Origin of the sequence: Edaphosphingomonas haloaromaticamans, from assembly GCF_001853345.1 — a bacterium.
Classification (GTDB): domain Bacteria; phylum Pseudomonadota; class Alphaproteobacteria; order Sphingomonadales; family Sphingomonadaceae; genus Sphingomonas_E; species Sphingomonas_E fennica.
The window spans coordinates 3295900-3309702 of sequence record NZ_MIPT01000001.1; the positions used below are offsets into that span (position 1 = coordinate 3295900).

Sequence of the window (13803 nt, forward strand, 5' to 3'; positions counted from 1 at the left end):
CGATGTAGGCAGCGCCGCCGCCTTCCTCAACGGGCAAGGGGCAGGTTTTGCTCCTCGGGGGTCAAGCTCGGCTTGTGACGCGCCAGCAGGTCGGGCGGCAGCACGATCATGCGCGGACCGCCGGTATAGAGGAGCGCGGCATCGATCCGGTGGCGGGGGAATACCACGGCGAGCGCGGCGGCATAGCCCGCCATCTGCCGCAGATGGTGGTCCGGCACCGCTTCCAGGCCGGCGGGCACGCGCCGGCCCGTCTTGAAATCGACGATGCGCACGGCCCCGTCCCCCACCAGCAGCCGATCGACCGTGCCGGCCACCACCCGGCCCTCCACCACGGCGGCGATCGGCGCCTCGGCCAGCGAATCCGGGCCGAACACGTCGGCGAAGGCGGGATCGGCGATCACGCCGCAGGCATCGGCCGCCAGCCGCTCGCGCAACGCCGCGTCCGTCACGCCGGCCGAATGTTCCAGCCAGGCGAGCGCCGCCGCGTGCCGCCGGTCGGCCGGCAAGGCCGGCAGCCGTTCGAACAGGGCATGGAGCCAGGTGCCGCGCCGGGCGGCTTCCTGCATCGCCGGCGTCGGCGGCGGATCGGCCACCGCATCCAGCCCCAGCGAGGATGGCGCGAGCGGCCGGGGCGGCTGCGCCTCGCGCGGCGCGGGACGGCGCAGCCATTCGGGCTGGGCGAAGGGGATGGCGGCGCGCGGCGCGCGTGCCCGCCCGCCGCGCGCGGCGCCGCCGCGATGGTGGCGCGCCTCACCCCATTCGGGATCGGGCTCGGCAACGGCGCCCAGCGCTTCCATCGCGTCCGCCAGCGCGCGATACCAGCTTGCCGGCGGCGGCGCGCCCTTCGCCTTCGGCCCCAGCGCGCCGCCGATCACCAGCCGTTCCTCGGCCCGCGTCGCCGCCACGTAGAGCAGCCGCCAATGTTCCTCCATGTCGCGCCGCCGGGCGCGCTCGACATCCTCGGCCATGCCGCCGCCGGCCAGCTCCGCCTTGCGCGGGCGGAAGACGGGGACGGAAAGCCCCTCCTCCATCGTCCAGTCCAGCCCGCGGACCGGCGAGGCGGAGGGATCGCCCGTGGCGTCCGCCAGCACGACCACCGGCGCCTGGAGGCCCTTGGAGCCGTGGACGGTCATCACGCGGACGGCATCCATCGGCGCGGAGGGATCGCGCTTGATTTCGACATCGCCGCGATCGAACCAGTCGATGAAGCGCTGGAGGGAGGGGGTGGCGTCGCTTTCGAACTGGAGGGCGGCGTTCAGCAGCTCCTCGATCGGGTCGCGGGCCTCGTGGCCGAGGCGGGCGATCAGGCGGCGGCGGCCGTCGAGGGGGCCGGAAAGGATATGCTCAAGGAACCGGTAGGGAGTGGTCAGGTCCGCGATTCCCAACAGGTTGGAAAGCGCATCGCGCGCGGGGGCGAAGCGATCGGCGGCGCGGAGCGCCTGCCACAGGCTGCCCTTGCGGCCGAAGGCGACGGCGTAGAGATCGTCCTGCGAAAGGCCGACCAGCGGGGAGACCATGAGGCCCGCCAGGTTCAGATCGTCTTCCGGCTGGAGGACGAAGCGGACGGCGGCCAGCAGATCGCGCACGGCGAGCGGAGCGGTGAGCCGCAGGCGATCGACGCCGGCCACGGGCACGCCTTCGGCATGGAGGCGGGCGACGATCAGCGAGGCGAGCTCCCCCCGCTTGCGGACGAGGATCAGCAGGTCTTCCGGCCGGAACGGGCGACCGCGCCCGTCCACCCAGAAGGGATCGTCCATCCACTGCCGCACCTGCCGGGCGAGCCGGGCGGCGAAGGCGCGGGCGGCATCGTCGATCCAGCCTTCCTCGGCATCCTCCTCCTCCGCCGATCCGGCGGCGACCGGCGGCCACAGGGTGACGACGCCGGGCCGCCCCTCGCGCGCGCTGAGATGGCGGGGCGGCGGCCGATCGAGGCCCATCGCCTCATGCCCGAGATCCGCGATCAGCCGATCGACCACATCCAGCACCGGCGGGGTCGAGCGGAAGGAGCGATCGAGCGAGAGCTGGTGGAACTGCCGGTCCGCCTCCCGCGCGCGATGATCGAACACGCGGCTGGCGGCGAGGAAGGCGGCGGGATCGGTGCCCTGGAAACCGAAGATCGCCTGCTTGAAATCGCCGACCGTGAAGATGGTGCGATGCGCCGGATGCCGCGCGCCCGCGCCCGCGAAAAATTCACCCGCGAGCGCGGCGACGATCATCCATTGGCGGACATTGGTATCCTGCGCCTCGTCCACCAGGATATGATCGATCGCCTGATCGAGCTTGTAGCGCACCCAATCGCCCATCCCCTCCGTCTGGAGCAGGCGCACGGCCGAGCGGATCAGATCATCGAAATCGACGACGCCGGCCACCCGCTTGGCATCGGCATAGGCCCGCGCATAGGCCTGGCCCGCGCGCAGGCCGGCCGCCAGCAGATCGGCGAGCTGCGCGCGCAGGCGCAGGCCGATCAGCGCCGCGCAGGCATCGCCCACCCGCTGCGCGAGATCGGCATAGGCCGGCTCCTCCGCAAGCAGCCTGGCGCTGGCCTTGCGCGGCTCCCCCGTCCTGGTGAGCACCACGGCGGCGAGATCGTCGAGCATCGCCGCGCGCGCGCCGGCGGAGGCGGCGAGGAAGGCCGCGCAGGCATCCGCCGCCTTCAGCCCCGTCGCCGTGCCCCAGGCGGCATTGGCGCGGGAGACGGCATGGACCGCCGCGACATCGAAGGCGGCATCGGCGCAGGCCGCGGCGATCGCTTCCTCCACATCGCCCAGCGGCACATCCAGCGCCATGCGCACCCGCGCGGCGACGCCCGGTCCCAGCGCCTCCATCGCCTCCGGCGCGCGGGCGCAGGCCATCAGATAGGATTCGGCCTCGCTTTCCCCCAGCCGCCGGCTGAGCGCCTGCACGTCGGCGATCAGCCCAAGCTCGCCGCCGGCCTCGGCCCGTTCCAGCATCTCGCCCAGCACGCGCCGGGCGAGCGCGGATTCCTCCCGCCCCTCCAGCGGGCGGAAGCCGGGGGCGAGCCCGGCCTCGTCGGGAAAGCCCGCCAGCAAGGTCTGGCAGAAGGCGTGGATCGTCTGGATGCGCAGGCCCCCGCCCGGCGCATCGAGCACGCCGGCAAAGAGCGCGCGGGCGCGGGCCACCGCATCGTCATCATGCGCGGCGCCCAGCGCGAACAATTCCTTGCGCAGCTTCGCCTCGTCGAGCCGCACCCACCAGGCGAGGCGGGCGTGGATGCGCTCCGCCATTTCCGCGGCACCCGCCTTGGTGAAGGTGAGGCAGAGGATGGTTTCCGGCCGCGCGCCGCCCAGCAGCAGGCGCAGCACCCGCGCGCTCAGCACATGCGTCTTGCCGGTGCCGGCCGATGCGGACAGCCAGACGAGCTTTTCGGGATCGGACGCGATCGCCTGATCGCCGAGCAGCCGATCGAAAGGCCGGAGACGATTGGCCATGCCCCTATGCCTCCCCTTCCGCGCCGCCGCCGTCGCGGCCCAGCCATTCATCGAGCCGCATCAGCTGATCATAATCGGCATAAGGCGAATATTCGGGGTGCAGCCTGGCGGTGAACGGCGCCTCCCCCGTCAGCCAGCGGCCGGCGGCTTCCGCGAACACGCTGGCGGCGACCGTGGTGAAATCTTCCGCCGCGATCGTCGCCGAACGGCCGCTATTGGGGCTGGCGACATGGCCGAGATCGCCCGCCTTGGCCGCGAGCGACCAATATTCGAACGCCGCCGGCACGCCTTCCACATCCTTGAACCCGCCCTTTTCGGCGATCAGCCCGAGCAAGCCCAGCTGCATGGCGAAGCCCGCCGCCACCTGCGCGGTGCGGGGCGGCTGGCCGGTCTTGTAATCGACGATGGCGAGGCCGCCATCGGCGAGGCGATCGATCCGGTCGGCCGTGCCGTAAAGGGCGATGCCCGCCACGTCGGCCTCGCCGAAGATTTCCGAGGCGATCGGCACGCGGCCGGCGGCGCGGCCTTCGGCGACGGTGCGGCCCACCCATTCCACCGCCTCCATCAGCCGGGGCGTCCAGAGCGCGCGCAGCACGGGATGGGCGGCGGTTTCATCCAGCATCGCGCGGGCGCGGGGCATCAGCCTGGCGGGATCGCAGCCATCCTCCTTCAGCCAGGCATCGAACACGCGGTGGACGGCGCTGCCCCGCCAGGCCGGGCCGGGATCGGCATCCACCGCATCCAGCCGCGACAGGCCCAGCATGGCATCGGCATAGAAAGCGAAGGGATCGGCCTTCAGCCGGTCGAGCCGGGTGACGGCGATGCGGCGCGGACGATCCGCCACCGGCGGGCATGGCGCGGGGCGCGCGGCGGGCGCGGGTTCGCCCGCCGGCCGATCGATGGCGCGCGCCCAGCCCTTCAGGCGCGGGTGGCGGGTGATGCCGCCGGTCATCGCTTCCAGCCGCAGCCACAGCCGCGATGCGATGGCGGGCGCGCGGGCATCGCGCCGCGCGCGCGTCACCAGCACCTGACGGGCGCCGAGCGCGCAGGCGAAATCATGGGAGGCGAGGCCGATCCGCCGTTCCAGCCCCGGCAGGCCCAGCGCGGCGCGCATGGCGGGCGCCAGCCACGGGTCCGGCGCGGGCGCGGCCGGCCATACCCCTTCGTTGAGCCCGCCCAGGATCATCAGATCCGCCTGTTGCAGCCGCGCTTCCAGCAGGCCCCAGATGAAGATGCGCGGATGCCCGCCCTGCGGCGGCCGCACCGCCGTGCCGTCCATGAGCTGACGGAGGATGCGATGGATATCGTCCGCCCCGGCGCGCGCGGGGCCGAGATCGGCCGCGCTTTCCAGCGCGGCGACCAGATCGGCGGCGGAGCGCCCGTCCGGCCCGCNCCACGCCGCATCGCCGGCCAGCGCGCTCGCCGCCTCGCGGATCGCGGCGATCAGCGCGCGCGGGCCGGCCCCGGCATCGGCGAAGGCGGCCTCCAGCGGGGCGAGCAGGGCGGCGGCGGCCGTCCACCAATCCGAAGCGGGCGCGCGCACCCTGCGTTCGCGCGCGTCGCCTTCGCCCAGGTGGCGGGTGATGCCGGCCAGCCCCGCCGCCGGGCGCGGCCCGCGCAGGGCGCGATCCAGCCGGCGCGCGCCTTCCAGCCAATCCAGCCGCTTGTCGCCCGCCTGCACCAGCGGATGCTTGAGCAATGCGAGCAGCGGCACCGGCGCGAACCGTTCGGCCGCCGCCTCCGCCAGCGCGAGCAGCAGCCCGCCGGCCGGCGTGGCAGTGAGCGGCCGGCCGGCGGAATCGTCCGCCTCGATGGCCCAGCGGCGCAGATGGGCGGAGACGCGGCGGGCGAGATCGCGATCGGGCGTCACCAGCGCGGCCGTCCGCCCCGCCGTCTCGGTCGCTTCGCGCAGCGCGATGGCGATGGCCTGCGCTTCCTCCGCCGGGCTGTCCAGCTCCAGCGCGCGGACCCCGCTCAGGCGGCGATCGGCGGGCTTCAGCGTCGCCCATCCGCCGGTGAGCGGCGCCGGCGTCATCGCATGGCCGATGGCACGGGTGCGCGCGGCCGGCGCATCATGGCCGCCGCCCCGGCGCCACAGCCGCACCTCGCCGCGCCCCACGCCCATGCGATCGAGCAGCAGCTTCAGATGGAATTGGGGATGGGTTTCGATCGAGCGCCGCCGGCGCCCGGTTTCGGGATCGGGATCGTGCGGGCCGAGCATGTCCCATGCGTCCGCCGGCATGGCGAGATCGAGGCCGGGAAACACAACCATGCCTTCGGGCGCCAGCGCGATCGTGCGCAGCAGCCGCGCCACCGCCGGAGCCGAGGTGGTGATGCCCGCCGCGACGACGAAGCCCGCCGGCACCCCCTGCCCCCAGCGGCGCGCGGCGCGATCGAGCAGGCGGTTGCGGCGATCGGCGGCGTCGATCCGGCCGCGCGCGGCCAGCTCCCTCGGCCAGCGTTCCAGCACCAGCTCCAGCGTGGCGAGCGCCGCCTGCCAGTGGCGGGCGAGATCGGGCTCGGTCGCCGGATCGATCAGCCGGGCGAGCCGCTTCGGCTCCTTATCCTCGACCAGAAGCTGATCCAGCGTGCGGGCCAGCTCCGCCGCCAGCCGCACCGCTTCGGCCGCCGGCGCGGGATCGCCCGTGGCGGCGCGCGCATCGGCGACCAGCCGGGCGAGGATCATCAGCCGATCGAGCGGATCGACCGCCGGCGGCAGCGGATCGCCATCGGCGGGATCGAGCAGGCCGCCCAGCCGCTCGTCCAGCTCCGGATCGCCGATGGCGACCAGCCGGGGCAGCAGCAGCCCCTTTTCGGCACGGCGCACGAAAGCATCGGTGACGGCGCGGACGGCGCGGTTGTTGGGCAGCAGCACGATGCCGCGCGCCAGGCCCAGCGGGCTATCGCCGAAACGGGCGATCAGCCCGGCCGCCAGCGCATCGGCGAAGGCGCGATGCGGCGGAATGGTATAGACGGCGGGCGCGGCCGCCATGCCCGTCCGCCCCGCGTTCATCGCGCCTCCGCTCACCCCGTCGCCAGCAGGGCTTCGGTCCGCGCGATCGCGGCCGGCGTGCCGACATCGAACCACAGGCCCTGATGGACGACGCCGAAGGCGCGGCCGGCCGCGATCGCCCGATCCCACAGGATGTTGGTGGAGAAAGGCCCTTCCGGCGCATCGGCGAACAGGCGGCGGGAAACGAGCTGGATGCCGGTGAACACGAAGGGCGCCACCTTGCCCGGCCGCCGCCGCGCCAGCCGCCCGGCCGCATCCATGTGGAAATCGCCCAGCCCCGAATGGCAGTGCGCGCGGGCCTGCGGCACCACCAGCAGCAGCGCGTCCATCGCCGCGTCATCCCAGCGCTGGTCCAGCAGGCGGATCGCGTCCACCGGGCCATCCACCCAGAGATTGTCGCTGTTGACGACCAGGAAATGATCGTCCTCGATCAGGGGCAGCGCCTTTGCCACGCCGCCGCCGGTTTCGAGGAGCTGCCCCCGCTCGTCGGAGATCAGTATCTCCATGTCGCCGGCCATGCGGCGGAGATGCGCCTCCAGCGCATCGGCGAGATAATGGACGTTCACCACCACGCGCCGGATGCCGGCGGCGCGGAGATGATCCAGCACATGATCCAGCAGCGGCTTGCCCGCCACCTCCACCAGCGGCTTCGGCCGGGTGGCCGTCAACGGCCGCATCCGCTTGCCGAGGCCGGCGGCCATCACCATCGCCGTGCGGATATGCGTGGCACCCGCATTGGGGCGCAGCGACAGGGGCTTGGCATAAAGGGCCATGGATCAGCCTTTCCAGTGCGCCGCCCGCGCCGACGCGGGCACATTGGCATCGAACCAGCGGGCCACCGGCGCCAGCGCCGGATGGGCGAGGTTGCGCTCCAGATAGCCCCAGACGCGGGGCTGGTAGGCCAGGTAGCCGGCCTTGCCGTCCCGCCGCCACAGGCGGGTGAAGATGCCGAGGATCTTGGTGTTCCGCTGCGCGCCCAATATCTCGTAATGCGCGCGGAAACCTTCGGGATCGATGCCGGGGCGGGCGGCGAGATATTCGGCCAGCATCGCTTCCTCCAGCGCGGGCGAAACGTCGCGCCGGGCATCCTGGAGGAGGGAGACGAGATCATAGGCCGGGTGGCCGGCCAGCGCGTCCTGGAAATCGAGCAGGCCCAGCCGCTTCAGGCCGGGGCGATCGAGCAGCAGCAGATTTTCGGCATGATAATCGCGCAGCACCAGCACCGGGGCGTCGTCCACCGCCGCCAGCACCTCGCCCCACGCCGCCTCCCAGGCGGCGTCGAAGCCGGCCTCGTCCACCGTCAGCCCCACGGCGGGGGCATACCATTCGGTGAACAGCCGCACCTCGCGCGTCATCACCGCCGCGTCATAGGCCGGCAGGCCAGCGGGCGCGGCATCCCCCGCCAGCGCCGCGAGCACGCGGATCGCATCGGCATAGATGGCGCGCTCCGGCGCGGGATCGGCGCGGAGCACGGGGCCGACCAGCCGGTCGCCGAAATCCTCCAGCAGCAGCAGGCCCCGATCGCGGTCCACCGCCAGCGCCTGGGGGGCGGAAAGGCCGCGCGCGTCCAGCTCCGTCGCGATCGCGAGGAAGGGGCCGATATCCTCCTTGTCCGGCGGCGCGTCCATCAGCACCGCGCTGCGGCCCGGCGCCACGACGCGGAAATAGCGGCGGAAGCTGGCGTCACCGGCCAGCGGCAGGATTTCCGCCCCTCCCCAGCCATGGCGGGCGAGGAAATCGGGGGCGGCGGCGGGAGGGATCATGCGGCGGAAAACTCGCTCGGGGGCCAACGCCCCTCCCATGCCGCGGGCACCGCCCAAGTCAAGCGGCGCGCGCCGTCCGGCGTCGTCTCCAGGGTGAGGTGGAGCGTATCGGGCCATAGGCGATCGCCCAGCCGCTCCGCCCACTCGATCAGCAGCGCGCCGTCCTCCAGCGCCTCGTCCAGCCCCAGCTCGGCCGCCTCCCCGGCATCCTCCAGCCGGTAGAGATCGACATGCCACACCGGCAGCGAGACGTCCGGCCGGTCATAGGCCTGGACGATCGCGAAGCTGGGCGACGGCGCCTCCTCCGCCAGCCCCAGCGCCGCCAGCGCGCCGCGCGCGAGGCTGGTCTTGCCCGCGCCGAGATCGCCGTGCAGCGCCACCACGTCGCCCGCGCGCAGCAGCCGGCCCAGCGCCGCGCCCGCCGCCTCGGTGGCGGCGACATCCGCAAGCGGCAGCCCCGTCATTGCATCCTCGGCAGGTTGATGATGAAGGTCGATCCCTCGCCGGGTTCGGACACCAGCTCCAGCGTGCCGCCATGGGACTGCACGAACTGGCGGGTGAGCGGCAGGCCCAGCCCCGCCGCCGGCCGCCCCTCCGCCGCCCGCTCGCCCGGCGTGCGGTGGAAGCGGCTGAAGATGCGGTCGCGATCCTCGGCCGCGATCCCCTCGCCATTGTCGGAAACGACGATCCGCGCGCTCGTGGCGTCGCCCCCGCCCTGCAGCAGGATGCGCCCGCCCGCCGGCGTGTAGAGCACCGCGTTGCGCAGCAGATGGTCCACCGCCTGCCGCAGCCGGCGCTTGTCGCCCGTCACCCTGCCCACGGCGGCATCGACCTGCACGGAAAATTCCAGCGGCCGCGCCTTCGCGGCATCGGCGATCGCGGCGGCGGCATCGCGCAGCAGGGCTTCGAGGTCGACGGGATCGTCATCCATCTCCAGCCCGCCCGCCTCGAAATCGGTGAGGTCGAGCACGTCGTCGATCAGCGCCCCCAGCCGCGCGACCGATTCGAGGATCGCCGCCACATAATCATGGGCCACGGGCTCCAGCGCGCCGGCATAGCCGCCCGCCAGCATCTCGGCGAAGCCGCCGATCGTCGTCAGCGGCGTGCGCAGCTCGTAGCTCATGCTGGCGACGAAGGCGTTCTTCAACCGGTCCGCCTCCTCCAGCGCCTCGTTGCGGTCGCGCAGCATCCGTTCGATGCGGCGGCTGTCCGTCACGTCCAGCATGGTGAACAGCGCATTGCCGTCCGGCAGCGGAACGGCGGCGAATTCGAAATTGCGGCCATCGGCGAAGGCGACGTTGCCGGAACGCTGCTGGCGCTCCACCGTGGCGATGCGCACCAGTTCCCGGATCAGGCTGGCGCGCGCCGGGTTGACCAGCCGGCGGGCGACGACCTCCACCAGCGCGTCCACCCTGGGGTTGCGCGCCAGCTCCGCCTCCGAAAGCTGCCACACATCCTTGAAGCGGTTGTTCCAGAGCTGCAACCGCCCGTCCGCCGCGAACACGCCGATCGCCTCGAACAGATTGTCGAACATCGCGCTGCGCACCCGCAGCAGCGTATCGCGCGCGCTGGCGAGCTGGATCTGCTCGGTCCGGTCCTCGAAGATGGTCAGCAGGCCGCCATCGGGCATGGGCTGGGCGACGACGCGCAGATGGGCGCCGCCGGGCAGCAGCCAGCTTTCCTCCACCGCCTCGCCCGCATCCTGGAACCAGCCGCGCCGTTCCTTCTTCCAGCCGGGGAAATCGCGGCTTTCCGGCGCGCGGTTCGCCTCGCGCATCCGTTCCAGCACGCGATCGAATTCGGGCCGGTCGGCCAGCCATTCCGGCTCCATCGCGAACATGCGCTGGAAGGGCTGGTTGCAGAAGGCCAGATGCCGGTCCGCGCCGAACCGGGCGACGCCGGCGGAAAGATGATCCAGCAGCACGCGCTGGGCGCGGGCGAAGCGGGCGAGGTCCGCGCGCGCCTCCTCCAGCTCGCCCACGTCGAAGGCGTAGCCGGCCACCCCGGCCTCGCCCAGGGGCACATCGACGATGCGCACCATCCGCCGTTCGCCGGCGATGGTGGCGGGCACCGTGCGCACGCGGGGCTCGGCCCCGTCGCGCGCCGCCGCCGCCGCCGCCATCGGGCCGATGCCGTCGCTCGCCGCCTCCNCCAGCTCCAGCCCGCGCGATATCACCTCGGCCGCGTCGCGCCCCTCCACCGCCTCCACATAGCGGCCGTTGACCAGCGCCAGCCTGAGGTCCGGCCCGCGATGCCACATCGGGAAAGGCGCCGCCTCGATCAGCGCGGAAAGCGATTCCAGCGCGCGCGCCAGCCGGCCGGCGCCGTCGCGCAGGCGGGCGATCTCCTCCTCGCTGTCGGTATTGTCATAGAGCCACAGCACCACCCGGCCGGCCGCCATGCCCGGCCGGCCGCGCGCCACCAGCACGCGGGTCGATCCCCGGACGCGGAAGGTGCGGTGGAAGGGCGCGCCGCTGCGCTGCGTCGCCCGCACCGCCTCCGCCAATGCCTCCGCATCGGCCGGCTCCAGCCCGCCTTCGGGGCCGCCAAATTCCTCCACGGTGCGCGGCACCACGGAAAGGCCCAGCCAGTCGGCCAGCCTTTCGCCGGCATCGATCCGGCCATCGGGCTCCACCAGCACCGGAACGGCGGGCGCCCCGGCGACAAGCTCGGCATAGCGATCGCACGCGGCCTCCGCGATCGTCGCCCGCGCGGCGCGGCGCAGGCCGACCACGGTGGCCCAGCCGGCCGCCGCCAGCCAGGCGGCGCCCAGCCCCGCGACAAGCGCGGCCGCCCCCTGGCTGAGCATGATCATTGCCGGCCTCTCGCGAAAAGACGCGGGCCGTCTCCCCGTGCGAGACCCATGGCATTGCCTTAAAGCCTGATCGTCCCCGGTTGAAGCGCAAAGCGCGTCATGGGAACATGGCGTCACAATCGCACCCTGCGATGAAGCGGATGGAGGGATCGGCCATGCCCGGCAGCGACGATCTGGAATGGACGGATACCGACCTCGATCTGATGCAAAGCATGGACGCCGCCGGCATGGCGCCGGACGTGATCGCCCGCCGGCTGGGCCGGAGCGAGGCGGCGATCCGCGATCACCTGCCGATCGTGCGCGCCCGCACCGGCGCCGTGCCCTATCCCGGCGAAAGCCCCCGCCGGCCGGGACAGGACTGGCAAGGCCCGGACGAGGAAGGCGACGTCCCCCTGCCCGACGGCCGCCGCGCGGACGACCCCGCCGCTTGGGTGCATATCGATCCGCCCGAGCGGGATTAGGACGAAAGGGCGACGGGTTTCCGGCCAGGCGGAGAGGCCGCCACCCTGACTTGTTTCAAGGTCCATCGCGCGACAGGCGGGGCACAGGAGGCCGGCGCGGCTTATCCCTGGGCGCGGCGGGCTCGATGGGATCGATGGCGCCCGGCACAATGGATTAGCTGCGTCGGCCTTCGGCTCCCGCCTTCGCAGGAATGACGATGGGGTTGGTGGAATGCCCGCTCTCCTTGGCATTCCGGCCCATCGGGCACGCCGCTCCGTGAGTCCGGTCGAGCGCGCCGATGCGGAGAACAGGCCATCGGACCGGCATGTCGTGCGGTTCGTCAGGGAAGCGGGGGCGAATAGTCCGTCAGCGCCAGCGCCTCGCTGGCGGTATCCTCCACCAGCGTGCCGTATCGGGCGGCCGTTTCGCGCTTGATCCTGATCCAGTCGGGGTCGGCGAGGAAGGCGCGCCATGTTGCCGCCTTCGTCCCTTCATCCTTCCAGCGCAGCAGATAGACGAATTCGGGCGCTTCGGGGGTTCCGCCATCGGCGGTGAAGACGATGTCGAACCCATATTTCTTCATGATCGGGATGCACTGGTCGCGGAAGCGGGCGTGGAAATGCGCCTTGTTGGCGGCCGGGATGCGATAGGTGCGCAGTTCGTAGACGGGCGGGGCCGCGCCCTCGCTCGCCGGGACGGGGGCAAGCGGCGCGAGCAACAGCGCCGCCATGCAGAGGAACCGCGCAACCGCCTTCATGCCCCGGATTGCATGGCAATTCGCGATCCGATGCAAGGCGCGGCCGGCCCTTCCGTCGCAGCTATGGCTCGCCACGGCCGATCGCCGGCGATCAGGTTCGGTGCCCTCCCCCGTGGCGGCATGGGTGCCTCGGCCGCTATCGGATGGCGCGCCGCCGTGCTATGAATCCCGGCCGTGCCCAGGCTCTCCCCGCACCCATGCACGGAGTCCAGACATGGCTACCTTCATCACCGCCCAGGTCTTCCAGCGCGCCGCGAGCCAGGTGGCCTGGTTCTGGAAGCTCGGCACCGGCGATGCCTATTGGGGCTTCACGGTGCGCCCCGCTGTCGTCCTGCGATCGGCCACGCTCCGCTGGGAAACGCTCTACACCTATGTCGACGGCAGCGGCCAGACCGAGGTGATGGAGACGCGGGCGTCGGACGACATGATGATCGTCTTCGCCGCGCTGCGCGCCTAGGGCCGGCCCGGTTCCGATCGAACCGGGCCGGTTCCGGCAGATCCCTTGTTCAACACGATCCCGGGGCCGGAGGACGATGCCATCTGCCCCGAAATCGGCCCAGGAGACCGGAAATGCCGAAGGAACTGCATGCCGTGCACGATTCCCGTGGCGTCATCATCGCCGCGTCGATCGTCGACCGCGACAATATTTCCGCCGCGCCGGTGCCGATCCCCCAGCCCGGCGAGGGAACGGCCTATGCGCTGATCGCGCTCGAGGGACGCGAGGCCGAGATGGCGCTGGACCTTCTGTGCACGACCTTCCGCATCGACCCGACGGGCAAGCGCCTGATCGCCGACATCCCCCCGCCCCAGGCGGAAGCCGGGTCCTGACCGCCGCCTATCGGCGGATGTAGCGGAAATACCAGACACCACTTCCAAAGTGGTTGTAACATGCTGAATTCGTGTTGAAAATAGCCGACTTTCCCGAGGCCGACTTTTGCGCGGCAACCATATAGCAAACATCGCACTAAGGAGAATATCGCATTGTGGCGCGCGCTAGCGGAGGCTTGGAATTTTAACGCTATCCCTTGCTTTCCGTTTGGAGATCATGCGTGGGCGCGCGCAGTGAAACGACACCGGCTTGGTTTCAGGACGACGGCCATGCCCGAGTCTGCAATTCCCTTACCTCTCGAGTGGGGCTAGGAGCGGACGGCAACCGAAGAGGAACAAACTTTCCCCTTTTTCAGCAGAAGTGATTTTGCAGGCGTTCCAAGCCGACGAATCCATCGAGCCATCAAGCAATTCGAAGCGGCTGTCGATCGGGCCGTTGGAGAGCGGGTGAGAGCCGATGGCGCATGCGGCGTCGATCTTTGGTCGGCGCTTGCCAATATCCGGTGGTGCGGACCCGATGAAGCGATCGTTTCCTTCTCTTTTCGAGAAGCGTGCGGTTTAGTCGCCTGGGTGCGCGAAGAGGGGGATGATATCCAATGGTATTGCAGCGGGCCTCCCGGCGAGGTGGCGCCGTGGATCAGCGATGCATGGCCGCCGAAGGATGGGTGTGGGCTGGCTCTAGCTAGTCATGCCCTTCACCGGAAAGGCACTCTCATAAAGCTTTAGCTTTAAGAGAT

General features: G+C 71.7%; 10 protein-coding genes. 3 read left to right on the top strand and 7 right to left on the bottom strand.

Translation table 11 applies throughout. The features are described from left to right. Positions 1-26: 26 nt before the first annotated feature. The 6 genes from addA to BHE75_RS15295 form a co-directional block, all read right to left on the bottom strand. Complete coding sequence (gene addA / locus BHE75_RS15270) at positions 27-3449, bottom strand: double-strand break repair helicase AddA (protein WP_070935964.1); 3423 nt, start codon at positions 3447-3449, stop codon at positions 27-29. A 4-nt stretch (positions 3450-3453) separates the two neighbouring features. Then, positions 3454-6441, bottom strand: a complete 2988-nt coding sequence (gene addB, locus BHE75_RS15275) for a double-strand break repair protein AddB (RefSeq protein ID WP_070935966.1) — start codon at positions 6439-6441, stop codon at positions 3454-3456. A gap of 32 nt (positions 6442-6473) precedes the next feature. Further along, the gene (locus BHE75_RS15280) at positions 6474-7235 is read right to left on the bottom strand and encodes a nucleotidyltransferase family protein (RefSeq protein WP_015457645.1); all 762 of its coding nucleotides are present in this window, start codon (positions 7233-7235) and stop codon (positions 6474-6476) included. Positions 7236-7238: 3 nt separating this feature from the next. Next, a complete protein-coding gene (locus tag BHE75_RS15285; protein ID WP_070934374.1) occupies positions 7239-8225 on the bottom strand; it encodes an aminoglycoside phosphotransferase family protein in 987 nt (328 codons plus the stop codon). Continuing rightward, positions 8222-8689, bottom strand: coding sequence for a tRNA (adenosine(37)-N6)-threonylcarbamoyltransferase complex ATPase subunit type 1 TsaE (gene tsaE / locus BHE75_RS15290; protein WP_070934375.1), 468 nt, complete (start codon positions 8687-8689; stop codon positions 8222-8224). Before tsaE ends, BHE75_RS15285 begins: the two co-directional genes overlap by 4 nt. Next, positions 8686-11034, bottom strand: a complete 2349-nt coding sequence (locus BHE75_RS15295; RefSeq protein WP_139181845.1) for a sensor histidine kinase — start codon at positions 11032-11034, stop codon at positions 8686-8688. Before BHE75_RS15295 ends, tsaE begins: the two co-directional genes overlap by 4 nt. A 161-nt stretch (positions 11035-11195) precedes the next feature. On the opposite strand from BHE75_RS15295, the gene BHE75_RS15300 reads away from it, so the two are divergent. Beyond that, positions 11196-11501, top strand: a complete 306-nt coding sequence (locus tag BHE75_RS15300) for a hypothetical protein (RefSeq protein WP_139181737.1) — start codon at positions 11196-11198, stop codon at positions 11499-11501. A gap of 320 nt (positions 11502-11821) precedes the next feature. Here the strand turns inward: BHE75_RS15300 and BHE75_RS15305 are convergent, their stop codons facing one another. After that, the gene (locus BHE75_RS15305) at positions 11822-12238 is read right to left on the bottom strand and encodes an NIPSNAP family protein (protein WP_211314392.1); all 417 of its coding nucleotides are present in this window, start codon (positions 12236-12238) and stop codon (positions 11822-11824) included. A gap of 214 nt (positions 12239-12452) precedes the next feature. Between BHE75_RS15305 and BHE75_RS15310 the strand changes: the two genes are divergently transcribed. After that, positions 12453-12695 (top strand): hypothetical protein, encoded by a 243-nt coding sequence (locus BHE75_RS15310; protein ID WP_070934377.1) that lies wholly within the window; start codon positions 12453-12455, stop codon positions 12693-12695. A 113-nt stretch (positions 12696-12808) separates the two neighbouring features. Next, positions 12809-13066 carry a hypothetical protein gene (locus BHE75_RS15315; protein ID WP_015457652.1) on the top strand — a complete coding sequence of 86 codons (258 nt, stop codon included), beginning with the start codon at positions 12809-12811 and terminating at the stop codon, positions 13064-13066. The last annotated feature ends 737 nt before the right edge of the window (positions 13067-13803 follow it).

Excerpts from the sequence above, each read along its gene's own strand:
- BHE75_RS15285 (WP_070934374.1), bottom strand. The coding sequence starts at position 8,225 with ATGATCCCTCCCGCCGCCGCCCCCGATTTCCTCGCCCGCCATGGCTGG.
- BHE75_RS15310 (WP_070934377.1), top strand. The coding sequence starts at position 12,453 with ATGGCTACCTTCATCACCGCCCAGGTCTTCCAGCGCGCCGCGAGCCAG.
- tsaE (WP_070934375.1), bottom strand. The coding sequence starts at position 8,689 with ATGACGGGGCTGCCGCTTGCGGATGTCGCCGCCACCGAGGCGGCGGGC.
- BHE75_RS15315 (WP_015457652.1), top strand. The coding sequence starts at position 12,809 with ATGCCGAAGGAACTGCATGCCGTGCACGATTCCCGTGGCGTCATCATC.
- BHE75_RS15305 (WP_211314392.1), bottom strand. The coding sequence starts at position 12,238 with ATGAAGGCGGTTGCGCGGTTCCTCTGCATGGCGGCGCTGTTGCTCGCG.
- addA (WP_070935964.1), bottom strand. The coding sequence starts at position 3,449 with ATGGCCAATCGTCTCCGGCCTTTCGATCGGCTGCTCGGCGATCAGGCG.
- BHE75_RS15280 (WP_015457645.1), bottom strand. The coding sequence starts at position 7,235 with ATGGCCCTTTATGCCAAGCCCCTGTCGCTGCGCCCCAATGCGGGTGCC.
- BHE75_RS15300 (WP_139181737.1), top strand. The coding sequence starts at position 11,196 with ATGCCCGGCAGCGACGATCTGGAATGGACGGATACCGACCTCGATCTG.